The following is a 19563-nucleotide window of genomic DNA, read 5'->3' on the forward strand; positions in this document are numbered from 1 at the left end:
ACTAGGGGCGACTTCCGTTCTATGCCTGCAATTCCTCCTGTCCTGCCCTAAGGCTTCGTCATGCAACGTATCGAATTGATTCACATAATCGTTTTTTTAAGTGCTAAAGGGGAAACGGTAAACTGACCGGGGTCCATGGGTTGCATCTTTCCCCTTGTTGTTATCTGCCAGATACTCAATCTGAGGCGCGGGCACTTAGATCCAGCCGTCTGAGATGACGAGAGCGTCGGGCGTTATGAGCTTCTCATTCTGAATTAGCCTCTTTAGCGTACCGTCAGGCAGGAGTTTATCGACGGAGCGGTTTTCCACGTTCGAAAGATAAGTATTCCCTGCCGCATCGATGGCGGAGCCACTTATAGACGGGATATCCGCAACTTTCTCAATTTGTCCCACGAGTGTTTTATCACTTAACCGCTGATCTTTTAATGAAGCCGTAGGGATACGACAAAGCGGGCCGGTCGGGGACGCATAGTAAAGCCATCGTCCGTCAGGGCTGACCTCGATAACGTCACTGTGCACGGCAGGGCGCTTTCCGCGGTTATCTTCAAGAATTCGGCCCTGGTAGCCTTTCTGAACGAGCCCCTCAGGTTTACGCAGCAATGCATTTCCAGAGAGCCTCCTTATCGTTTTGCCCGTCTCAAGGTCGTGAATGATGACGCCGCCAAGCCCTGAATCAGTCACATACACTGAGTTACCCTGTATGCGCAGGTCGTTAGGCGCTCCACCAGGCGGTAAAGCTTTTTTTTCATCAAATCGGATAACTGAAGCCGCTTCGCCTGTTGCGATGTTGAATGCAACGAGTTTTGCTGCTCCCTTTGAAGGTTGCTCTCCCTGAGTGGCCCCCTGATCAACCGCCCACAGCAGGCCGTCACCGAAGTGATGGCAGGCATTAACGTTGACAAGGCTGTTGAGACCTTCATCACCCGACGTCCATTCATTCCAGTGATTACCCGGGAAGGGGGCCAGGCCAGATTCGGTCACGCGCGCAAGCGCCGGCGACTTCTCATGCCCTTTAAAGCGGGGGGGAAGTTGAGGAACATGGTGCCGCTGGCTGAGACAGCAATGCCGTTGGCAAGCCAGGGTGAAGTGGCAGCAACCTGAAGTTGCAGATTTACCATCGACTCTGCCGCAGCGAAGGCTGCCCGCAACAGGCACAATGTTGCGAGTCCGCCCGCAATAAATTCACGTCTTTGCATCGTCTGGCCTCCGGTTGAAAGATTCAGGCTTCCGGTATCCAGCGCTGCTGAGTGGCTTCTGCGTCGTAGCGAATGCCTGAAGGCAGTGTGATGAGCTCAATGAGGACGCCAAAAGGGGTCATGCCGAACCACGTCTGATTGCCCACCCCATCCTCCTGAGCAAAGCAGTCGGAAGGGCCTTCAAGCATTTCAGCGCCATGCTCCCGCATTCTTTCCGCTGCCTGGTGAATGTTATCCACATACAGTGAGAAGTGGTTAATTCCCGGCATGCCCGGATGAGAGGAGTGATCTTTCGCGGCAGGCTGTGTCTGAAATAACTCAACATTGCACCCATTCTTCAGCCGTAGCATGGACAGGCCGATTAACCTGAGTTCTGCAGGGAAGCCATTGAGAGGAGCCATTTTCTTGCCCGGAATAAACTTTTCAGCGTCAGTGGGCGGAACGATACGGTAGAGCACAGATGCATCCAGTGCGCCGATGAAGAAATGTTCTGCCTGCTTTAAATCAGAAACGGTAATGCCAATATGTTCAATTCCGCGGATCATCGGTGATATCCTTTTTAAAGTGATGCAGGAGGGCCAGCCGGGTTGTATCTGTAAAGCTGGCACCCTGCCTTCAGATAAAACGTCTGAGGTTTAAGCGTGATCGGTCAGCGCCTGCGCCGCACAGATGAGAGCCAGGTGGCTCAACCCCTGTGGCATGTTGCCGCGCCACTCGCCGCTGCGGACATCAAACATTTCATTGAAGGTTTCGACGTTACCGCGCTGGCAGAGCTTATCCAGAATCTCTTCCATTGCCTCTTCGGCTACCCGGGTGTCACCCATGGCCGCCAGCGCCTCGACCAGCCAGAAAGAGCAGGCAATAAACGTGCTTTCTTCCTGCTCAACGCCGCTGTAACGGTATAGCATCGCGCTGCCGTGGCCTAAATCCTGCCGGATGGCACGATAAGTGGCACGCATGCGTTCCGGGTTAACCGTGTTGCCATAGTGGTGTACCAGCGCCAGAGCGGCATCGAGCTTACCGTCTGCGTGGGGATAGAAGAGGTATGCCTGCTTTTCCTCCGACCAGCAGTGCTGTTCAATCCATTCACTAATGCGCTCCCGCTCCCGCTCCCAGCGCTGAATCCAGGTGGGTTCAATATGTTTTGCTTTTGCCAGTGAAACCGCGCTGTCAAGCGCCAGCCAGCAGGCCATTTTGGAGTGGGTATAATGCTGTTCGTCTGGCAACTCCCAGATCCCGCTATCTTTCTGACGCCACTGATCGGCACAGTAGTTCGCCAGCTGTCCCAGCATGCGCGAAGTTTCAAGATCCAGAATGTGGCCGGCGCGGATGAAGAGTTCTGCCGTGGCCAGCATGTCGCCATACATGCTCAGCTGAACCTGGTCGCGTGCGTTGTTACCGACACGAACAGGAAGAGAGTTCTGATAACCGCGTAAGGTGAGGTAACTCTCTGCAGGAACCACACCGCCTTCAAGCGTGTAACAGGCGCGCAGCCGGGTGCCGTGGCGTATGATGGTTTTCGATAACCAGGAAAAAGCGGCTTTGCAGTCTTCCAGCGCGCCCAGGAAAACGAACGACTTGATAATCAGGCAGGCGTCGCGTACCCATGCATAGCGATAGTCATAATTCTTCTCCCCCCCAATGCCCTCAGGCAGTGAGGTGGTCGCCGCAGCGGCCAGGGCACCGGTTGGCGAATACCAGAGGAATTTGAGAGACAGCGCCGAGCGTCTCACGTTATCTGCATAGCGGCCTGCATAGCTCAGGCTGTGCGTCCAGTCGCGCCACGCCGTATGGCTGGTTTCAATACGGGCATCAATGGCTTTCAAATCAGGCACAGCCAGCGGCTCGCGCTCCGTCACCAGCAGGGCGACCAGAGAGTGGCTTTCAGGTCGGGTGCGAAGCGTTGCGCGTATTATCCCATCGCCGCGCTCAGTGATTAGCCAGTCTTCAGTCGTGCGCAGCATCGCCAACAGATCGGCAAGATGATAAACGTCTCCTTGTTCTGTGTCGTCCCGCCACGGTGAGCGTGTTTCGGCTGCGGTGCCGAAGCGTAACGTTAGGCACAGCTCAACTTCGCCTTTAACCCCTTCAATACGTCTTGCTAGTTCGCTCCAGGGAAGACGACCGGCCAGCGTGCTGTTGATGGACTCTGTGATGAGTACACTGCCAGCCGACGTGAAAAACCGAGTTTCAAGTATATTGCTGTGAGGGCGGTAAGCCCGTTCTGTACGGTACTCATCTAAAGGTTCTATCTGGAAAAAGCCGCCAATTTCCGGATCCAACATGCGGTCAAATAATGGCGGTGAATCAAGGTTTGGTGCACACCACCAGTCTATGGCCCCATCAGGGGCAATAAGTGCCACAGACCGACCCTCACCAATGGCCGCATAGTCCCCAAGACGGGCAAATCCATCCTCGCGCATCGGCGATTGTAGTATCTGATTAATCATTGCTCTTCCCTGCATGCTGAGACGACAACGTGGCCGCTTTCGGCCACGTTCTTCAAAATCCTGCTGACACTCAGACCGTGCCGGTGCCGCCATCGGAGCACCAAACTTGTCCGGAGGCGAAGCTGTTGGTGGTTTCAGCGAAGGTGACATAGAGAGGCGCAATTTCTGCCGGCTGGCCAGGACGCCCCAGCGGTGCGGTGGCACCAAACTGCTCAACTTTTTCCTGTGGCTGGCCACCGCAGATCTGCAGAGGCGTCCAGTAAGGTCCGGGTGCGACAGCGTTAACGCGGATTTGCTGTTCGCCCAACTGCTTCGCGAGGGCTTTGGTGAAAGCGGCTATCGAAGCTTTTGTCTGAGCGTAGTCCAGTAGAATGGCGCTCGGTTCGTAGGCCTGTACTGAGGTGGTATTGATGATGGATGAACCGGCAGGCATGTATTCCAGCGCCGCTTTGGTTATCCAGAACATCGCATAAACGTTGGTCTTAAATGTAGCGTCAAAATCTTCCGTAGATAGCGTACGAATCGATTCGTTAAACTGCTGGCGCCCGGCATTATTAACCAGAATATCCAGACCATTTAATTGAGTGGCAGCTTCATTGACCAGTTGCTGACAAAATTCTTCCGAACGAATATCGCCGGGAATGGCAACGGCTTTTCGGCCTTCCGCTTCGATTAATTTAACAACTTCAGCGGCATCCTGCTCTTCATCTGGCAAATAATTAATAGCAACATCGGCGCCTTCTCGGGCATACGCGATAGCAACGGCACGTCCAATTCCAGAGTCTCCGCCAGTGATCAGTGCTTTACGTCCGGTTAGACGTCCTGTACCCCGATAGCTCGTTTCACCATGGTCGGGGCACGGCTCCATTTTGCTCGCCAGACCCGGGAAAGGCTGATGCTGTTTTTTAAACGGCGGCTTTGGATATTCCTGCGTGATGAGATTCTTATTGGTAAATGAGTTCATCTGTATCTCCTTTTGGGTGAGTAATATAAGCCTGGCAAAAATGTGAGGTTTGTCACGCTGACAGACATTAAAATAATTTTTTTAATAAAAGCAGCGTAATTCTGTTTAATTATTGAGCAGCTTTAAAAAAGTAAACTGAGTGAATTAAACACCAGAGGAAAGTTGAGAAGATTCTTAATTATGGCGGCTGTAAATGTGCAGCTTGAACCGGATTGACAAAATGACCCGGAGATTATTCCTCAGGCAGGGTGACATGCCACGGCAGTAACTCACAGATGCAGTTGTCCCGCCGCTTGGCGATCATCGATAGTACGTGACTAAGATAGCATTCAGGAACGATGCCATTCAGACGGCAGCTGACGATAAGTCCGTACAGTTGCGTGCCACGCTATCCATCGTGTTCGTAGCCGAAGAACCGATGATGTTTTCTCTCAAGATTTACCGTGCGCAGCAAGTTTACAGCCTGAATGTTGTCGGCCTCTGCCCAGCCGTCGCCAGCGTAGTTCTTCAGTGCTTCCCACGCATTCAGTATATATGCGAACGCTTTCACCAGCTCCGAGTGTCGTGACGGCTTTCCCGCAGCCAACCTGCATGCGTCTGGATCGCAATACGCATCAGTCAAAGCTGACTGTTGATAAGTTCTTGTCATGACTTAACCGCTCACCTATTCTCGTTTCTTCTTTGGAAAGCGAAAAAGGAAAACTCATGAAAAAGACGATCATTGCTGCAGCGGCTTGTCTATCGCTCTTATCCGGCGTGGCCATCGCGGCCCCGGGTGACAATCTTGCCAGCGTAGCGGATGCGCACTTTTCAAAAGGCAGTAACGGCATTACCTACGTTGACGGGATTGTCACAAATACCACGGACCACACCCTGAGCATGCAGAGCGTCAAAATCAACCTACTCAAGGACGGCATTGTTGTGGGTGATACCATTGGGCTGGGACAGAACATAGAGGCAGGTCAGCGGTGGAAGCTCCATGCGCCGGTAAATGCCAGTGAAACTCCTGACAGCTTCAAAGTGACGGAAGTGCTGCAGCTGCCTCACTGACAGTGATTAGCTGGCCTGCCAGATTCGGTAGGCCAGTAGCCTAGCTATGAAGTTATTCTGGCGTTTTGTTTTTTTTCTCAGATATATAGCTTGTTTCAGGAACGTCATTTCTCACTGGAGCCAAATCGACAATTACGCTATCTTTAGACGAGTTCCGCAACGCAGGCGCGACGACAGCGTGGCTGCTGGATCTTCGGCGCACGTAGTCTGCGGGGATCCAGAGGCCGGAAAGTATCATCAGCTTATGCACCTTTTCTTTAGATAACACCACGCCGTGGAGTTAGGCCAGCTTCTCACATGCCCGCGTCGGACCGAAGCCAGTATAACGTTCGCGGATGATCTGGATAGCATGTTCAGCGAGAGCCTCAGGCAGCTGGTAATTGCTGGGCTTGCCGCGCCGCCAGTCAGCCATACCGAGCGGACAATCAGTACGGTAGCGCTGGATTATGCGGCGGCACTATCTGTCAGAAATACCGAGACACTCCGCAGCAAGATTGGTTGTCAGCCGCCGGTCGACAACGTCCTGAATTATTTTAAGCCGGTTAACTTCATTCATCTTGAAAAATTCCACATCAGAAGCCGCCATCTCAGGGGCCTCAGCAGGTTGCCCGAAGCGGGCAGGTAAGGTAAGAAAGGTCAGGTTAGCTTTACCTTTATAAAACATGTCTATCCTGATTTTAAATGTCATTCTGATTTCCCATTTTTGAATGTCACTTTCGGCTGTTTTCTTAATAAAAGAAAAGGGCAGTGCGCTCATTTTTTTAGACTAGATTTGAAGAGTGGTGGCTCAGCCACAACGGGATTTATCGCCCTGAGTTGCTCCTGAATCTGCGCCCGTCTCCCGGGCATGTGTGTGCTGCGTTCACGTTTGCCGGCCACGTCCAGCTCATCCGGTTTCTCCTGCGCCAGTTTCAGTACCGCGCCCAGTCTTTTATTATCAATAATGCGCCCTTGCTGATAAACTCCATATTATGGAACATCTGGTACTCTAGGTCTTTGATGCCTGCAGTGACGGAAGACGAGCGTGCCGTCCGGGTAGTCAAATGCGAGAATTTTCTCTACGGCAATGTGCGAGTTTTCCTCCGTGTGTTCAACCAAGTATAAAATTTTATCGTACTGAAAAGTCACTGATTTTGAGAACGTGTGCTGTGTCTGCCAGGCGACGATATCGTCCAACTCTTGGCCGCTCACCAAAACGATGCGGCGCAGGTTTTTCGGGTAATTTAGCCGGTCGGGCAAAGCGCTGGTTAAAGTCCTGGATGAATGTTTCCAGCCAGGCGTTAGCTGAATGAATACCGGTGAGCTACATATACTTAGCTCGGGATAAAAACACATACTGGTAGCGCCTCTGAGCAAATCCTATTGCAACCATGATTAATTGGTTAGACGTGCGGTTTTGTGGATTTTTCTGGCAGTACTGGATTTAATTCTTATGATAATCAATATCATGCGTAATTTCGCGCAAGTGGATAGTATGTAGATCTGAAGCAGAAACCACGGAACTGAACACGGTAACTGCTGAGCGAGTTCAGCCTCACGACGGCCTACCGGGCGCTGGGATGCATTGATCCGTAGGAAACGTCGGACGCGTATTTCATTATTTCCAACGACCGCGACGAGGTCCGGTTTATCGATAACCGCCACCTGCAGACCGTGTGTGTACGCCGGGACAGCACGGCATTCCGGTTGCCGCTCTCTTCCCTCGACGAACGTTTCGTGACCTGTGAACTCCCGATGTTACCCCTCAGGCTCAGCGATTAAACAGCATTCTGAGTAGAAACTTTAGGTGTTCCCTTTCGGCCTCATCGTCGCTACCGTCGAGGTGCCCTATTAGTTTCAGGCACAAGGCGGTGCGTGTCAGCCGCCGCTCCTTACGCAGGATTTCAACGGTGATGCGGCCCAGCAGCTCAATCTGGCAGGGGTGGGTGACCTGGCTGAAGTAGCCGGTCAGCCCAGCGTCTTTTTCCAAGGGTAGTCCGTTCTGTTGCATGAAGTCTCTGTGTATGATTAATGACGTCGGGCGCAAAATAACCGATGCACAGGCGCGTGTACAGTAGTAATCCTGCGGTGCTCTATCTTTAAAAAGCACCACCCGTTATTGCAGACAATTCAGCGGCATAAATTAACGCTCCGGTTATCAGGGAGGTTTAGTGAACAGAAACATAACGGCGGACGACAGCATGCCAATTACCCTACCCGACACCAGCTTCTGCCAGGTGCTCAATCCGGAAGATACCAACCGAACCGATCCCCGCGCGTTTCTTGACCGCGACGTGGAGCCGTTTACGTTGCCCGGGTTTGTGACCCCTTTCGGCTACGTCCTCTGGCAGAACAGCGCGGAGCGCCAGTTCAGGCTGGTCACGCAGGAGCCTGAGCCGGAGACTGTTTATGCGGTGCAGCAGGAGGAAACCGAAGACTTCATCTCACCGGAGCGCGCCTCCATACAGGTTATGGTAAGGCGTACCCGCCAGCCTCAGCATGAAGGGGCGGCGCACGGCCTGTCGCGGCGTTTTTTCTGCCATTTTCTGCACCGCTGGTCGATCATCATTACCGACAGCGCGCAGACTAACGCCGCAAAGGTGATGTGGGACGGTAAAGGGGAATCGGGCTGCCTGCATCCCGTGCGCAGCTGGCTGGCGTTCTGCGGCCACTGGGCCGCCTTCTGTTGGGGCACCGAGCCTGAGAGCCATCTTCGTAGACAGGTTGTCATCAGCACGCACCCTCTGAACGCCGCGCAGAACTGATGCAGCTGAGGAACGGCACGGCCGCAGAACAGTTCTCCACCGGAGGGTTATCACGCGCCGTTCCGCGCACTAATCCTGGCGCATCCCAATGAAATGGCAAGCCGCAAGTGCTGTCAGGCCCGCGTTAAAGGTTCAGCCGTCCTTTGTCATACCCTTGAAAAAAGTGTCCTGAAGGCAGGCAGCCCAGTGCAGACGTGCCGCACTATAATAGTCTGATAAACTGGACAACTTTTATCTGAGGAAGACATTATGACAACTGCAAGACGCGGTGGAGCCGGAAACTTCGCGGCCGACCCGGCACGCGCCTCTGAAGCGGGCAGCAAAAGCGGTGCCGCCAGTGGCGGCAACTTTAAAAACTGTCCCGACCGCGCACGCTAAGCCGGCCCTAAAGGCGGACTTATCAGCCGCCGGGCTCCCAAAACTGAAATTTGATTAGGCTCAATGGACGCACGCCGGGGGTAATATTTCATCACGACGCGCTCAATTAGGAGATCTGTACTTCCTGATTATCTCTGATGTTAATGGACGATAACTACCAGCACTTTATCCCCTGGTTTTTTTATGCTCAGCTTATATTAACGGTCAGTACCCTGCAGTCTTATCATCCATATTTCAGGTCATGTTAAATCCTCTTCTAAGATTAAATCCCGAAACGCAGACATGCCCAGACTGTACATCAGGATGAAAACGATTTTAGACCACTCATAAGGTTTATTCAGTGTTTTTCGATAATTACTTCTGATAATCTGTCAGGCATCTGGATTCAAGTTTTTTTTTATCGCTGTGCGGCTGTGCGAAATTCTGACTGACGGGATAATGCGCGGAAAGTATTTATACGGAACCGGTTTCCAGTCCGTTAAGCGGCTACACTGAAATACCTTAATAAGGCGGAGGGAGAGCAGAGCGTGCCTGATAATGACCATGACCAGCACCATCTGATTATTGGCGAAGCTGCGGTTCATCTGGCGGTCAATAATACGGATATTACCGTTGATTCTCTAATCCGTGAGCTGGCGAATATGGCCGCCAGCGAGAAAAATCCTGCGCGCTGCGTGCAGATAAGAGGGGCTAAACGCTGGCTCCGCGGGTTTAAGTCATTACCGGGCAACCGGGACGAGCTGAGATGGGTCACAGTATCGGGGCGCGGCTCAACGCACTGAGGGGTTTTTGCCCGTCCGGCTTATACACCGGACAGGGTTCTTTCCTGAGACTCGGAAACGTACGTTCACCACAACATTATTCATCTTATACAAAAATTTCATTACCTCACTCACCATTCGAATACTAATACTCACCTAAGTTACTGTTTACTAATACCTAGCACTTTTTGCAAAAAAAGATAAGCTGTACAACAACACAATTGCTGTACAAGTTTGATTTAGTTGTATAACTTTACGGTCAGATCGAGCCGACTACATTTTAGCTATTAAGAGGTTCACCATGCGTCAGAACGTTACGAAATATCCGGATTCTGCCAGCGACATTGCGAACTACTTCAGCAAGGCATCGGCGCCGACTCAGCAGGAAACGCTGGGGCAGATTGTCGTAGAAATCCTGCGCGCAGGCAAGATCCTTAACCGTAAGGCCATTTGTACCAGACTGCTGCGCCGCCTCGAAGTGGCAGCGAATCAGGAAGAAGAGCGTCACTACCAGACGCTAATCGGCATGCTGTTTGAACGCTGAATAACCCCGGCGTGAAGAGGCGGGGCCCGCAGCATGCATTTAGGACCGCCCGGAATGGCGGTCCTGCCATGTTGGCCGGAAGGCACGAACCGGAAGATGCGGGTATGAATAATGCAGACTTCACTCGCCTGGCCGGTGTTGTGCTGGGCGAGGCGGTGGTCGCGCTGCTGAGCAGCGATGACCATGTCAGCGCAGACGGCGTGGCACGGCAGCTTCGCGCTATGAACAGCGACGAGACGAACCCGGAAATACGTGCAGCTATTGCCTTGGCGCTGGGCGAGGTGCAGAGCGAGTTTTTCCAGTCCCGTGAGAGCCGCGACGCAGACGTGCTGGTATTCGGTGCGCTGACAGGCCCGAATGGCGGTAATAATAAGTAATTGAAGAACTAATCTCCGACTAGTGCGGAGAGTGGCAGGACGCCCGCAGGACGCGGCTACCGGATGGTGGCCGTTTTTTATTTCAGGCAGTGAGCCTGGCCACTTTTGCCCGCAGGACCTGACGGATTACATCATGCTAAACAAACAGCCGACCACGACAGAAGCCGACATCATTCAGCACTTCCGCAGCGGCGGCGACGCGCTGGCCGACGAAACCGCCGTGCTGGACGCTGTTATCCGCGACATCGTTATTCACGGTAAAAAGGTAACCAGCAAAGCGATCATTCTTCATCTGATCGCCCAACTGGAGAGCACCACAGACGTGGTTAAACTGGACGTGCTTCGCAGCGCGCTGGAAATCGTGGTGGGCAAAACACCGGACGACGAAGGCTTCTAATATTAATTCTGCTGCGCAGATGCCAGCGCAGCCGGGTAGTCAAATCCCCCTTTTGAAGCCATGCGGAGTAGCTCAGGGGGGCGGCAAGGGTTAAGGCAATCCAGACTTTCACAGGCATCTCCTGGTTTGAATGATGCCACTCCCACCAGTGTGGCACGACAATGTTGTTGCACGAGGGGTGTACGTCAAAACGGTAGGAATCTGAAGGTCAGTGCATCTGCTGAGCAAGCATCCTGACGGCGCGTTCGCAGCTTTCGCGCATCCCGGCTGCGTCGGCCGTTTCGCCCATGCTGTGCAGGGCGTTGGTGATTACGTGAAGGGTCAAGTACTGGTCCGGCTTAAGAAGGCGCGCCACGACCGTTCCGATAACGGCCTAGATATCTTCGGCGGTGGTGTCATCAATCATATGACCTCCGTCCGCAAGGTGGATAAGTATACAGTATAAAAGAAAGACGTCGTGGCGGATACCGCGCCGCCCCGGCCGTCAGTGGAGCTTCTGCTCTGTCAGGCTGGCCACGCCGGTCTTTTCACTGCCGCGGATCTGCATTTCCCGCCGGACCTCTTCGATAGCGCGCAGCCCGGCGCGAATCCGATCTTCATCCGTTTCATTTTCAATGGCCGACTGCAGGCGATCCGTGAGGGCCGCCCAGCTGATGGCCACGTCCTCATCCAGCAGCGCGGTGACGGCCTCGCCAATCATGATGTCGGCCATATTTTCTTCAAAGTCATTTTTCATGGGGGCTTTCCGGCAGCAGGTTTCGGGCTCAGAGCTTACCACAGTGCAGTTAGCCAGAACATTCACAGGGACAATAACCTGTGAAAACTTTTGCGCTGCTGCGTCAGCGCTGTCCGGCAGAGATATGCTGTCCTGAAAATACCTTACTTCAGCGCTGGTAATTTCTTTCTGCGTACGCGCGGCTTTGCTGCGGGCGTTGCGGCATCCGCCCCCGGTGAGGGCTTCTCCAGGCGGTACAGGAAGATATCGCCGCGCTCCGCCTAGCTCGCTGGCCAGATCATCGCCGCATTCCCATCCTCCACGTAAAGCTCGCCCAGCGGCTGTACAACGGCCCAAGGCACGCCCAGCGTGCGGCGCAGTTGCAGGAGCTCCTGGGCCATCGCCACGACCTCCGCCTCATGGCTGTCCGGATTCTCCACGATCTGGCTGAGTCGGTCTTCGCTAATCATCGCTGTTTCCCCCTGTCCGTTATTTCCTGTTGCACTGATAGTCGCCGGCGTATTGCCGGACACGCCCTGCTGACGCATGCTGCAGGAAGCTGCAGCGCTGAAAGGGGCTTAGATATTGTCTTTAAGAAATTTTTACGCCTGATACCGTGCTGATGGCTTGCAGAGTGCGCAACCAGTTTTACGCTGGGCATACCGGTGAAAAGAGTACCGATTTTAAAACAATAAAAGGCGAAAAAAATGATTTTAAGTGAGTTTATGCTGAAGGTGAGCCGCTGGCCTGACATGCATTTCACAGCAATTGAAAGCGAGCAGCGCGAGGCCGGCATCGAGATTTATGCCCTCGACGAAAAGCCGGCTGCTGATTTACCGCACGCAGGATGCGCAGCATGCGTCGGCCATGATGACGCATTTCCGCTCCTGACTTAAAAAGGCCAACCGCGGCAGGAAAAGGCTGATGTGCCCGCGGCCGTTATGACCACGCAGCTTCCGCCTCACCGAGCCGCGTCCTGTTAATCACAGTGGGCCCGCGGGTCCTTTTTCTGATCCGGCGCTACAGACAGCCTCGCGGGTCTCCGGCCAGGCAACGGCCGCGCCCTCTGCGGTGAACAGCGCGCCCTGGAAATCAGTGACCCCGGCCGCCTCCAGCCACATCCACTCTTCCGGCTGCTCGATACCCGCCGCGATTACGTTAATCTCCAGCGCTGAGCAGCAGCGCAGCACCGCGTGTACCACCGCCTGACGTGGGCCGCTGCGGTGAATATTACGCACGATCGAAGCCCCGATGCGTACGCGGTCCGGCTGGACGTGCGCCAGCAGAGACAGCCCGGCGGAGCCGTCACCGAAGTTATCGATAGAGAGGCTGATGCCGGCCTGCTTCAACTGCCGCACCGCTGCGGAAAATGCTTTCAGCTGAGAAATCACCTCCGTCTCGCTGACACCCAGTATGATTTGCTGCGGTACCAGTTTAGCGCTGTCGATGGCGCTGACAATCCGACCAACGGCATCAGGAACGGATACCAGCGTCCCGGGCAGAATACTGAGGTAGAGCATAGTGTCGACGGGACACGATCTGCCGACTCTTTGCAACGCCTCGGTGACCGCAGCGAGATTATGTACGTACATCTCATCGCCTGAGAGCCCTTCCTGCGCATCATCGGGTATGACCTCAAGGGCCGTGATCTTACGGCCGAGCGGATCGACCACCGGGAGGAAGGTCACGCCCGCCGCGGGCGCTGGTGACCCGTTCTCATCCGGCACAAAGTCCCAGTCGTCAGCGGGCAGAACCTCAAAGTAGTTTTCTTTCTCCCGGGCCTCCACGAAGGTTCGCAGAAACTGCAGGCCACGATCATCATACGTCAGGCGGTACTTAGAGGTGCCGCGGTCAAGCACCGCCTGCAGCACGCTGCCTCGGGGGTGATGGCGCAGATCGAACAGCTCCATGCCGTGGTTGCCGAAGCGCCTCGACGGCGAGTAATCGCGCATCAGCTCAACCACGTTGTGGTGACGCTGGTCGGCGCAGATGCGGCCGTAGGTGTCCAGCACGTCCTGTTCCGGGCCTTCCAGGATCTGGAAGAAGTGCGTGCCGTTAAACAGCAGGATGCCCGTCACCTGGTGGCGGGCGTTGAGCAGCCTTGCCTTTTCCGCCATGCCCGGCAGGATGCTGACGGGCACGTCATCGGCGAGGTGGCTCCGGTAAATTATGGTTGTAAGCATTTCAGGCTCCGAATTGCCGCAGATTGTCACGGGCACGATAGCAGCCGGCCGCGCTTTTTCAAACTGGACCAGTAACGGGCGTGGTGAAATGCGACTTGAATATCGAGGAATGCGTTAAACGGTAATCTGTAACGCGCGCAGGGCCTTTTACTCATAATTATTGAAATAAATTATTACGCATTAAGGTTTTTTCAGAATATCCTCCGGGCACTTTCTTCAATTGTGTTTACAGTGTGACGTGAGGCTGTCATCAACGTGAAACGGAGGTAGTAAATTTGTCTATTCAACATGACGGGAAAGGGCACGTCATTATTGGCGAGGCGGCACTGAGCCTGGCGCTTGGCGAAAAGGAAATAAGCGTGCATTCGCTTATTGCCGAGCTAGGACACATGGCGGAGGCCGACGGCAGCGATAATCGTCTCACTGAAATAGCCGCAGCCAGAATCTGGCTGAAGAGCTTTCACGAGCCGGAGCAGGCCGTCCGGCTCGTGCCGTACCTGCAGACTCTTGCGGGCCTAAGCGACGAGAAGAACTGACGCCAAAGGACGTAGTCCGGCTCTGGCCGGAAGACAACGATGAAGATGACCTCAGCGGTCGCGCTCAGGCGTCTACCGGACGGATAACCTGTCAGGGACGACAACCTCCGCTTATCCCGCGCTTAAATCGCATTAGAAATTAATTCCTCCGTTATATTCAGGCATAAATTGCTCCTTTTATCATGGAAGGATGCCGCCTATGTGGCAGTTTTACTATCTGCTCAGAAAAGATCAGCAGGACCAGCTGCTCGTGAAGGGCTGCGTGAGACTTGAGGACAACTCTGAGCGTCATTTTTTGGGCTCGGCCGTGAGCTACCGGCACGCATATCAGATTGCGTCACAGCAGCTGTAGAAAAGGGCCAGCATCTGCCGCCTGTGCGTGGACGAAAACATGACTGAAGCGCGGTACGCCTCGCTTTTACCGCCCGCGTAGTGAGCGGTTTTTACGCTTAAGTCACAGACCGGATATTTGTTCACCTTCAGGTACCGTCACGAGGCTAAACTTAACGTTACCCGATACCGGGTGAGGGAGGTAACCATGGCTGACAGTAACGAAAAAAATGTGAAGGATGGCAAAGACGCCGACCACAGCAAGCTGCCCGCTGGCAACAAAAAAGACACCAGGGACAGCGATAAGATGAAACAGAAGGGCGTCAAATAGCATGTCTGACCAGCCGATGCCTGACGATGCGACGCCGCTGCCGGACCACGAGCCGGCGCCCAGTCATGAAGACGAGTTGCCGTGCGGCGAAAGAGATACTCCGCCCGATCGGGGCGCTACCCTGCTTATTTAACCGCCTCCGGGCGGTTTTTTTGATGCTTATATCTGCGCGCCGCTTATCGCGATACACTGACTATATCCCCCAATAAGCGGAGCGCCTCTGAAAACCGAAAATGAAATAGAGGAACTGATGCATGAAATCATCGGGCTGGCCATTAGGCAGGTACTGCACAGGGCCGGGGCAGTCAGCCCGCAAGAACTTATCGGCACGCTGTGGCGCCTGAAGGAGTCCGGTACCGATATGGCCATGCGCGAGGCCTGCAGCTTGGCCATCCGGATTTTTGCCGCCAAACTTAACTGAAATAGCCCCGTCACGCAGGTGTTATGAGGCCTGCCCTCAGGCATCGTCCGGCGTGTGACTGACAATAAGCTCTAGCACGCTGCGCAGCACCACCTGTCTCTGCGCGTCACGCTCGTGCTCAAGGTCGCGAATGATGTGGATGATGAGCGTTTTATTGGTCAGCTTTCCGCCTGAGGCCAGAATCGCCTGTATAGCCTCTTCAAGCTCCTGACTTTCAGCCGCCAGCGCGTTGCCGCCGTTCTGCAGGCGGCTGCGGATTGTGATCACTGAGTCGGTATTTTTCATGCTGTGAAGGTCCCTGCCGGAACATCCTGAGCGGATGAAGGCGATAATGGTGTTGACGCGGATTGTTATTATGTGTCCAGCAGCGCTACATCTGCAAAACGTACCCGATGACAGAGAAATTATAGGTTAAAAGGAGCTGCGGTGCGCTTCGTTAATCATGGCGCGCGTATGCAGTCATCTTGCGAAGTCAGGTAAAGTCGGGCGCTCAGCGCCCGCTGACGGAAGCTGTGGTTATCTCATTTTATCTTCATCATCAAACTGCAGGCGAATGATGGCCTCGCCGCCGGCATTGTGAATGTCTGCATCAGACAGCATCCATTTCGCATTTGCACCCCGGCGCACACCAATAGTACGGAAGTCGCGCAGCCAGCTGATGGCATCGCTGATACGCCGGCTGCGGCTGCTGATTTTCTCTGCTTTAAACATAATGTTCAGCTCTGTCAGGAGAGCGTCAACGGATATTTCCTCTTCACGCACGGCAAGATTGACTGCTGCTTCACCAATAACTGCGTGACCGGTCATGTCTTCGCTGTACAACACGTTTACACCTCGCTTAAAAAAACAATGGAAATAATCTCAACCATATCCCTATTATAGCAAGTTGCGGAGAATAATTTAAACTATTAGCATGTTTGTCGGGTATGGGTTAATAATAAATAGATTGAAAATTTTTTTTATTATAAGTTTATGATATTATTCTGATATATCGATGTCGTGTGTTTTATCCTGAGGAAATATTTCTCACCGTGACCTGCATCTAGGTCAAAGAGAGTGGAACCTCCAAGCGGAAACACCGTGCATGCTGCGTGTATCAGATTGCGCTAGGGCTTGCCCCTTAGGGTTTCTGCGTTATCATGCTCTGGTGTAGAGAAGCCAAGGATGTCCGGAACGGTTTTACTCCACAACGAGTTTTCTGCAAATAATATCATCATGCACCCCACACCCTCGTTTATTTTCTGCAGAGGATAGATAATGTCCGAAGCGTAAAATTCAACCACTTCCACACTGGCGCTATGCTTAAATATAAATCTGTCTGTTCGCAGTGGTACTTGCAGTAAATCCTGAAAAAACCGAAGAATACAGACGTCACTTTAAGCCGAATATCTTCATGCTAGAGATTTCAAAATGTGGCAGATATGCCGTTGTGCAAACCTGTAATGCTCCTAGTGAAGATGGGAATATCCTGTCGGTGATGGATTTGCAGACCAAAACAATTCTGTTTTCTGTTACTCCATCAACAGGCTGGGCCTCTCGCTATAAATTCAAAGTAGAAGACGATGGACGATTGCTATCGCTCAGGTGTGAACATCGAGGTATTGGCTGGTTCAGCTACTCGCACTATGGAACATTCAATGATGAATTTGCTTACCTAAAGGCTCGGCTTGAGAAAGGGGATTACAGCCTGAAAATTCTGGCTGCGAGAGAGTGGTTATACTCAAGTGTTGACAAAAAAATGCTCGGATCGTGTTAGGTGTACTAGAGTCGGCAATATCCGAAGGGGCTGATGTGCGGCCTTACTGGGGCTCTATTGCACATCGAATTCGTGGAGAAGCCTTTGAAATTTTAAGTGATCCGGCTAATGCACTATGCGCGTATGAAACAGCCATCAGCCTCAATCCAAAATTGGTGTAATAAAGCAGACTTTCAGCACTTAAGAAGCAATTATCACATAATTAATGTAAGCGTCTCACCTGCACTGTCTTGCGCTTTGTACTATCCGTCGTACCCAGCCGCTAAACTCTGACAGTGAAGGTGATACCTGTTTCTGCTAATCGAATTCAGTGCTCGATATTTTTACTAATATCAATCTAGGCGTGGACTAATCCCGCCTTCTCATTAGCTTTTGAATGGAGATTACAATGGAACTTGTAAAAGAAGCGGAACTGAACAGGCGCGTCTCATGGGGAAGTATCATTGCTGGCGTGGTAACTGTAATTGCAGTATCCCTACTATTAGCTACTCTTGGGTCCAGCCTGGGTTTTTCAATGCTTTCACCTCAGTCTGACGATGTAATCAACGGTGCTGACAAGGCTGTTCTCATATGGTCAGTTATCTCGATAGTACTGAGTCTAGCCTGCGGCGGTTTCGTGGCTGGCAGGCTGGCGGGGGCGGATGGAACCATCCATGGATTTCTATCATGGGCGACATCTCTGCTCGTGGCTTCAGTGCTGGGCTTCGCCGCCGCTGGCGGCATTTTGCAAATGGCCGGAAGCGCAATTGGCGCGGCAGCATCTGCCACAGGTACTGCCGTGAGTGGATTGGGCAATGCTGCTGGAAAAGCGTCTGGCACAACAGCAGATATAGCCCAGAACATTGCTGACAGGCTCGGACTGAACACTCAGCTCACGGCCCCACTTGCGAACGGACAGGTACTAGATGCGCTGCGCAAGAGTAATATAAGAGAACTTCAGCCGGAGTTTCTGCAGTCCCAGCTTCAGGCAGCCGGAAGTGATATCGCGAGCTCTGTCAAAGATTTGGCCATTAACCCGGGCAACAGTGACGCCATTATTAACACGTTAAGCGATAAACTGAAGTCACGGGCGGAAGCTGTCAGCAAAGGTGTCGACAGGAATGAGGTAAAAAAAGCGCTGACAGACAATACCCGCCTGTCATCTGAAGAAGCAGACAAGGCCGTTGATAACTTCATTCAGGCCCGTGACAAAACCGTTCAGGAGGTAAGCGAGCGTATGGCTCAGCTCCAGAGTAATCTGAACGATGCGAAAGCGCAGTACGCTGAATTTAAAAAACAGGCAAAAGAGAAAGCTGATGAAGCCGCCAGCGCGGCTGCAAAAATTGCATTATGGTCGTTTTTTGCTCTTCTGTTAGGCGCTGTTGTCAGTTCGCTGGCCGGTTTATGGGGAGTCAATACTCACCCTTCATACCGAAAAATCAGAGCCTGAAAAGAATCGGAAGACATGATCATCACACTGGCATTCCGTTACCTTTTCTGATGTGTGGTTCATCTGCAAATTCACCATAAATAAAAAGGCCTGCGATTAAAGCCGCAGGCCTTTTGTATGCTGAAAAGTGCAACTGTCCCGGACGTGTCGGGTGCCTCCCGATAGGTCAGAAAAGCCAGAGCCTGACCCGCTTATTGGCTTAGGCTTACGCCCGTTTGTGGCTTAGCCCCACCGCTGAGGGGGGATTCACCGCATAAGAAAAAATAGCACATACTACACGACAGCCTGGCGAATTTTTATTTATAACTGATACTGATGTGTCGTGTTCAGGGAGGCACTTTCATCAATCATTCGCATTTTCTGCCGTAAATCTCCACGGCAGCAGCTCACGTATACGCTTTACCGGCCAGTCCTGGATATGGGTAAGCACGTAACGCAGCCACGCCTCCGGCTTCACCCCGTTAAGCCGGCATGAGCCGATTAGCGAGAACAGCACCGCTCCCCGCCGGCGTCTGAACCGGCGAACAGCCAGTTTTTCCGGCCCAGGGCAACGCCCCGCAGTGCGTTCTCCGCGATGTTGTTATCTATCTCCACCCAGCCGTTGCTGCATTGGAGGTTTAACGCATCCAACTGCTTCTGCAGGTAGCCGAACGCCTTCGCCATATCCGAGTGATGCAACAACACCTTCAACTGCCTCTGTACCCAGTCGATCAGCTACTGCATCAGCGGGACGGTCTGCGCTTTCAGGTAGCTATGTCCCCTTCTGGCACTAGGTGGACATTGCTGCGTTCAATATCTGTGCCGATGAACAATGTCTTTTGTGTATGCCGTTTTTACGGCATGAAGGTGCCAGATGACGGTACCTACAGCTGTAATGCTGGATGGCACCGGTAGCTGCTAACGCCTCACGAACTCGGATTGAAATCCGCCTTTGTTCACCGTTTCTGATTCACGGGTACGCTTACCAGCGCTTCATCGCTTCCGCGGCGTCTGGCAGACTG

Annotated in this window: 25 protein-coding genes and 5 pseudogenes; 15 read left to right on the forward strand and 15 right to left on the reverse strand. The window is 53.0% G+C overall.

All coding sequences use genetic code 11. The features are described from left to right. Window positions 1–195: 195 nt before the first annotated feature. The 6 genes and pseudogenes from B880_RS24515 to B880_RS26995 form a co-directional block, all read right to left on the reverse strand. A complete protein-coding gene (locus B880_RS24515) occupies window positions 196–981 on the reverse strand; it encodes an SMP-30/gluconolactonase/LRE family protein (protein WP_017345755.1) in 786 nt (261 codons plus the stop codon). Beyond that, complete coding sequence (locus B880_RS26840; protein WP_017345756.1) at window positions 978–1196, reverse strand: hypothetical protein; 219 nt, start codon at window positions 1194–1196, stop codon at window positions 978–980. Before B880_RS26840 ends, B880_RS24515 begins: the two co-directional genes overlap by 4 nt. 23 nt (window positions 1197–1219) lie before the next feature. Next, window positions 1220–1741 (reverse strand): VOC family protein, encoded by a 522-nt coding sequence (locus tag B880_RS0102240; RefSeq protein WP_017345757.1) that lies wholly within the window; start codon window positions 1739–1741, stop codon window positions 1220–1222. A gap of 90 nt (window positions 1742–1831) precedes the next feature. Next, window positions 1832–3646 carry a glycoside hydrolase family 15 protein gene (locus B880_RS0102245; protein ID WP_017345758.1) on the reverse strand — a complete coding sequence of 605 codons (1815 nt, stop codon included), beginning with the start codon at window positions 3644–3646 and terminating at the stop codon, window positions 1832–1834. A gap of 70 nt (window positions 3647–3716) precedes the next feature. Next, the gene (locus B880_RS0102250) at window positions 3717–4610 is read right to left on the reverse strand and encodes an SDR family oxidoreductase (RefSeq protein WP_017345759.1); all 894 of its coding nucleotides are present in this window, start codon (window positions 4608–4610) and stop codon (window positions 3717–3719) included. Between the two features lie 232 nt (window positions 4611–4842). Then, a pseudogene (locus B880_RS26995) lies at window positions 4843–5178 on the reverse strand (transposase domain-containing protein); the annotation flags it as partial. 137 nt (window positions 5179–5315) lie between these two features. Here B880_RS26995 and B880_RS0102260 point away from each other — a divergent pair. Then, the gene (locus tag B880_RS0102260; RefSeq protein WP_017345760.1) at window positions 5316–5660 is read left to right on the forward strand and encodes an FxLYD domain-containing protein; all 345 of its coding nucleotides are present in this window, start codon (window positions 5316–5318) and stop codon (window positions 5658–5660) included. Window positions 5661–5806: 146 nt separating this feature from the next. Here the strand turns inward: B880_RS0102260 and B880_RS25795 are convergent. Further along, a pseudogene (locus B880_RS25795) lies at window positions 5807–6246 on the reverse strand (helix-turn-helix domain-containing protein); the annotation flags it as partial. Window positions 6247–6413: 167 nt separating this feature from the next. Further along, window positions 6414–6963: pseudogene (locus B880_RS27260) on the reverse strand (ISNCY family transposase); the annotation flags it as partial. A 212-nt stretch (window positions 6964–7175) separates the two neighbouring features. Here B880_RS27260 and B880_RS27000 point away from each other — a divergent pair. Then, window positions 7176–7421 (forward strand): annotated as a pseudogene (locus tag B880_RS27000) (hypothetical protein); the annotation flags it as partial. Here B880_RS27000 and B880_RS0102275 read toward each other — a convergent pair. Next, entirely contained in the window at window positions 7411–7650 is a 240-nt protein-coding gene (locus B880_RS0102275; RefSeq protein ID WP_017345762.1) for a hypothetical protein, read from the reverse strand. The pseudogene B880_RS27000 and the gene B880_RS0102275 sit on opposite strands and share 11 nt — an antisense overlap. Before the next feature lie 190 nt (window positions 7651–7840). Here B880_RS0102275 and B880_RS0102280 point away from each other — a divergent pair, with 190 nt between their 5' ends. The 7 genes from B880_RS0102280 to B880_RS26555 all read left to right on the forward strand — a co-directional run bounded on the left by B880_RS0102280 (window position 7841) and on the right by B880_RS26555 (window position 11306). Beyond that, window positions 7841–8404 (forward strand): hypothetical protein, encoded by a 564-nt coding sequence (locus tag B880_RS0102280; protein ID WP_017345763.1) that lies wholly within the window; start codon window positions 7841–7843, stop codon window positions 8402–8404. Between the two features lie 249 nt (window positions 8405–8653). Continuing rightward, the gene (locus tag B880_RS27215) at window positions 8654–8782 is read left to right on the forward strand and encodes a general stress protein (protein ID WP_017345764.1); all 129 of its coding nucleotides are present in this window, start codon (window positions 8654–8656) and stop codon (window positions 8780–8782) included. 527 nt (window positions 8783–9309) lie between these two features. After that, window positions 9310–9564, forward strand: a complete 255-nt coding sequence (locus B880_RS0102290; RefSeq protein WP_017345765.1) for a hypothetical protein — start codon at window positions 9310–9312, stop codon at window positions 9562–9564. A gap of 280 nt (window positions 9565–9844) precedes the next feature. Beyond that, window positions 9845–10087, forward strand: coding sequence for a regulatory protein YcgZ (gene ycgZ / locus B880_RS0102295; RefSeq protein ID WP_017345766.1), 243 nt, complete (start codon window positions 9845–9847; stop codon window positions 10085–10087). A 104-nt stretch (window positions 10088–10191) separates the two neighbouring features. Beyond that, complete coding sequence (locus B880_RS0102300; protein WP_017345767.1) at window positions 10192–10464, forward strand: hypothetical protein; 273 nt, start codon at window positions 10192–10194, stop codon at window positions 10462–10464. A gap of 133 nt (window positions 10465–10597) precedes the next feature. After that, complete coding sequence (locus tag B880_RS0102305; RefSeq protein WP_026042380.1) at window positions 10598–10861, forward strand: biofilm/acid-resistance regulator YmgB/AriR; 264 nt, start codon at window positions 10598–10600, stop codon at window positions 10859–10861. 211 nt (window positions 10862–11072) lie between these two features. Further along, entirely contained in the window at window positions 11073–11306 is a 234-nt protein-coding gene (locus B880_RS26555; RefSeq protein ID WP_017345769.1) for a hypothetical protein, read from the forward strand. Between the two features lie 39 nt (window positions 11307–11345). Here B880_RS26555 and B880_RS0102315 read toward each other — a convergent pair whose 3' ends face one another. Then, window positions 11346–11597: a hypothetical protein gene (locus B880_RS0102315; protein WP_017345770.1), complete on the reverse strand. Its 252-nt coding sequence runs from the start codon at window positions 11595–11597 to the stop codon at window positions 11346–11348. 260 nt (window positions 11598–11857) lie between these two features. After that, window positions 11858–12046: a hypothetical protein gene (locus B880_RS24535; RefSeq protein ID WP_157060489.1), complete on the reverse strand. Its 189-nt coding sequence runs from the start codon at window positions 12044–12046 to the stop codon at window positions 11858–11860. 237 nt (window positions 12047–12283) lie between these two features. Here B880_RS24535 and B880_RS24540 point away from each other — a divergent pair, with 237 nt between their 5' ends. After that, the gene (locus B880_RS24540) at window positions 12284–12472 is read left to right on the forward strand and encodes a hypothetical protein (RefSeq protein WP_017345772.1); all 189 of its coding nucleotides are present in this window, start codon (window positions 12284–12286) and stop codon (window positions 12470–12472) included. An 87-nt stretch (window positions 12473–12559) separates the two neighbouring features. Here B880_RS24540 and B880_RS24545 read toward each other — a convergent pair whose 3' ends face one another. Further along, window positions 12560–13759: a diguanylate phosphodiesterase gene (locus tag B880_RS24545; RefSeq protein WP_051005672.1), complete on the reverse strand. Its 1200-nt coding sequence runs from the start codon at window positions 13757–13759 to the stop codon at window positions 12560–12562. Between the two features lie 275 nt (window positions 13760–14034). Here B880_RS24545 and B880_RS0102335 point away from each other — a divergent pair, with 275 nt between their 5' ends. The 3 genes from B880_RS0102335 to B880_RS26560 all read left to right on the forward strand — a co-directional run bounded on the left by B880_RS0102335 (window position 14035) and on the right by B880_RS26560 (window position 15377). Further along, the gene (locus B880_RS0102335) at window positions 14035–14295 is read left to right on the forward strand and encodes a hypothetical protein (protein ID WP_017345774.1); all 261 of its coding nucleotides are present in this window, start codon (window positions 14035–14037) and stop codon (window positions 14293–14295) included. 538 nt (window positions 14296–14833) lie between these two features. Next, window positions 14834–14956 carry a hypothetical protein gene (locus B880_RS27220; RefSeq protein WP_017345776.1) on the forward strand — a complete coding sequence of 41 codons (123 nt, stop codon included), beginning with the start codon at window positions 14834–14836 and terminating at the stop codon, window positions 14954–14956. A gap of 250 nt (window positions 14957–15206) precedes the next feature. Further along, entirely contained in the window at window positions 15207–15377 is a 171-nt protein-coding gene (locus tag B880_RS26560) for a hypothetical protein (protein WP_017345777.1), read from the forward strand. Window positions 15378–15413: 36 nt separating this feature from the next. Here the strand turns inward: B880_RS26560 and B880_RS0102355 are convergent, their stop codons facing one another. Beyond that, entirely contained in the window at window positions 15414–15662 is a 249-nt protein-coding gene (locus B880_RS0102355) for a biofilm development regulator YmgB/AriR family protein (RefSeq protein WP_017345778.1), read from the reverse strand. A gap of 231 nt (window positions 15663–15893) precedes the next feature. Continuing rightward, complete coding sequence (locus B880_RS0102360; protein WP_017345779.1) at window positions 15894–16202, reverse strand: hypothetical protein; 309 nt, start codon at window positions 16200–16202, stop codon at window positions 15894–15896. A 568-nt stretch (window positions 16203–16770) separates the two neighbouring features. Between B880_RS0102360 and B880_RS26565 the strand changes: the two genes are divergently transcribed. After that, complete coding sequence (locus tag B880_RS26565) at window positions 16771–17133, forward strand: hypothetical protein (protein ID WP_017345780.1); 363 nt, start codon at window positions 16771–16773, stop codon at window positions 17131–17133. A 388-nt stretch (window positions 17134–17521) separates the two neighbouring features. Then, a complete protein-coding gene (locus B880_RS0102365) occupies window positions 17522–18562 on the forward strand; it encodes a hypothetical protein (RefSeq protein WP_017345781.1) in 1041 nt (346 codons plus the stop codon). A gap of 343 nt (window positions 18563–18905) precedes the next feature. Here B880_RS0102365 and B880_RS25810 read toward each other — a convergent pair. Beyond that, window positions 18906–19276, reverse strand: a pseudogene (locus B880_RS25810) (IS66 family transposase); the annotation flags it as partial. Window positions 19277–19563: the final 287 nt, after the last annotated feature.

The organism is Pantoea sp. A4 (genome assembly GCF_000295955.2).
Lineage (GTDB): Bacteria > Pseudomonadota > Gammaproteobacteria > Enterobacterales > Enterobacteriaceae > Pantoea > Pantoea multigeneris.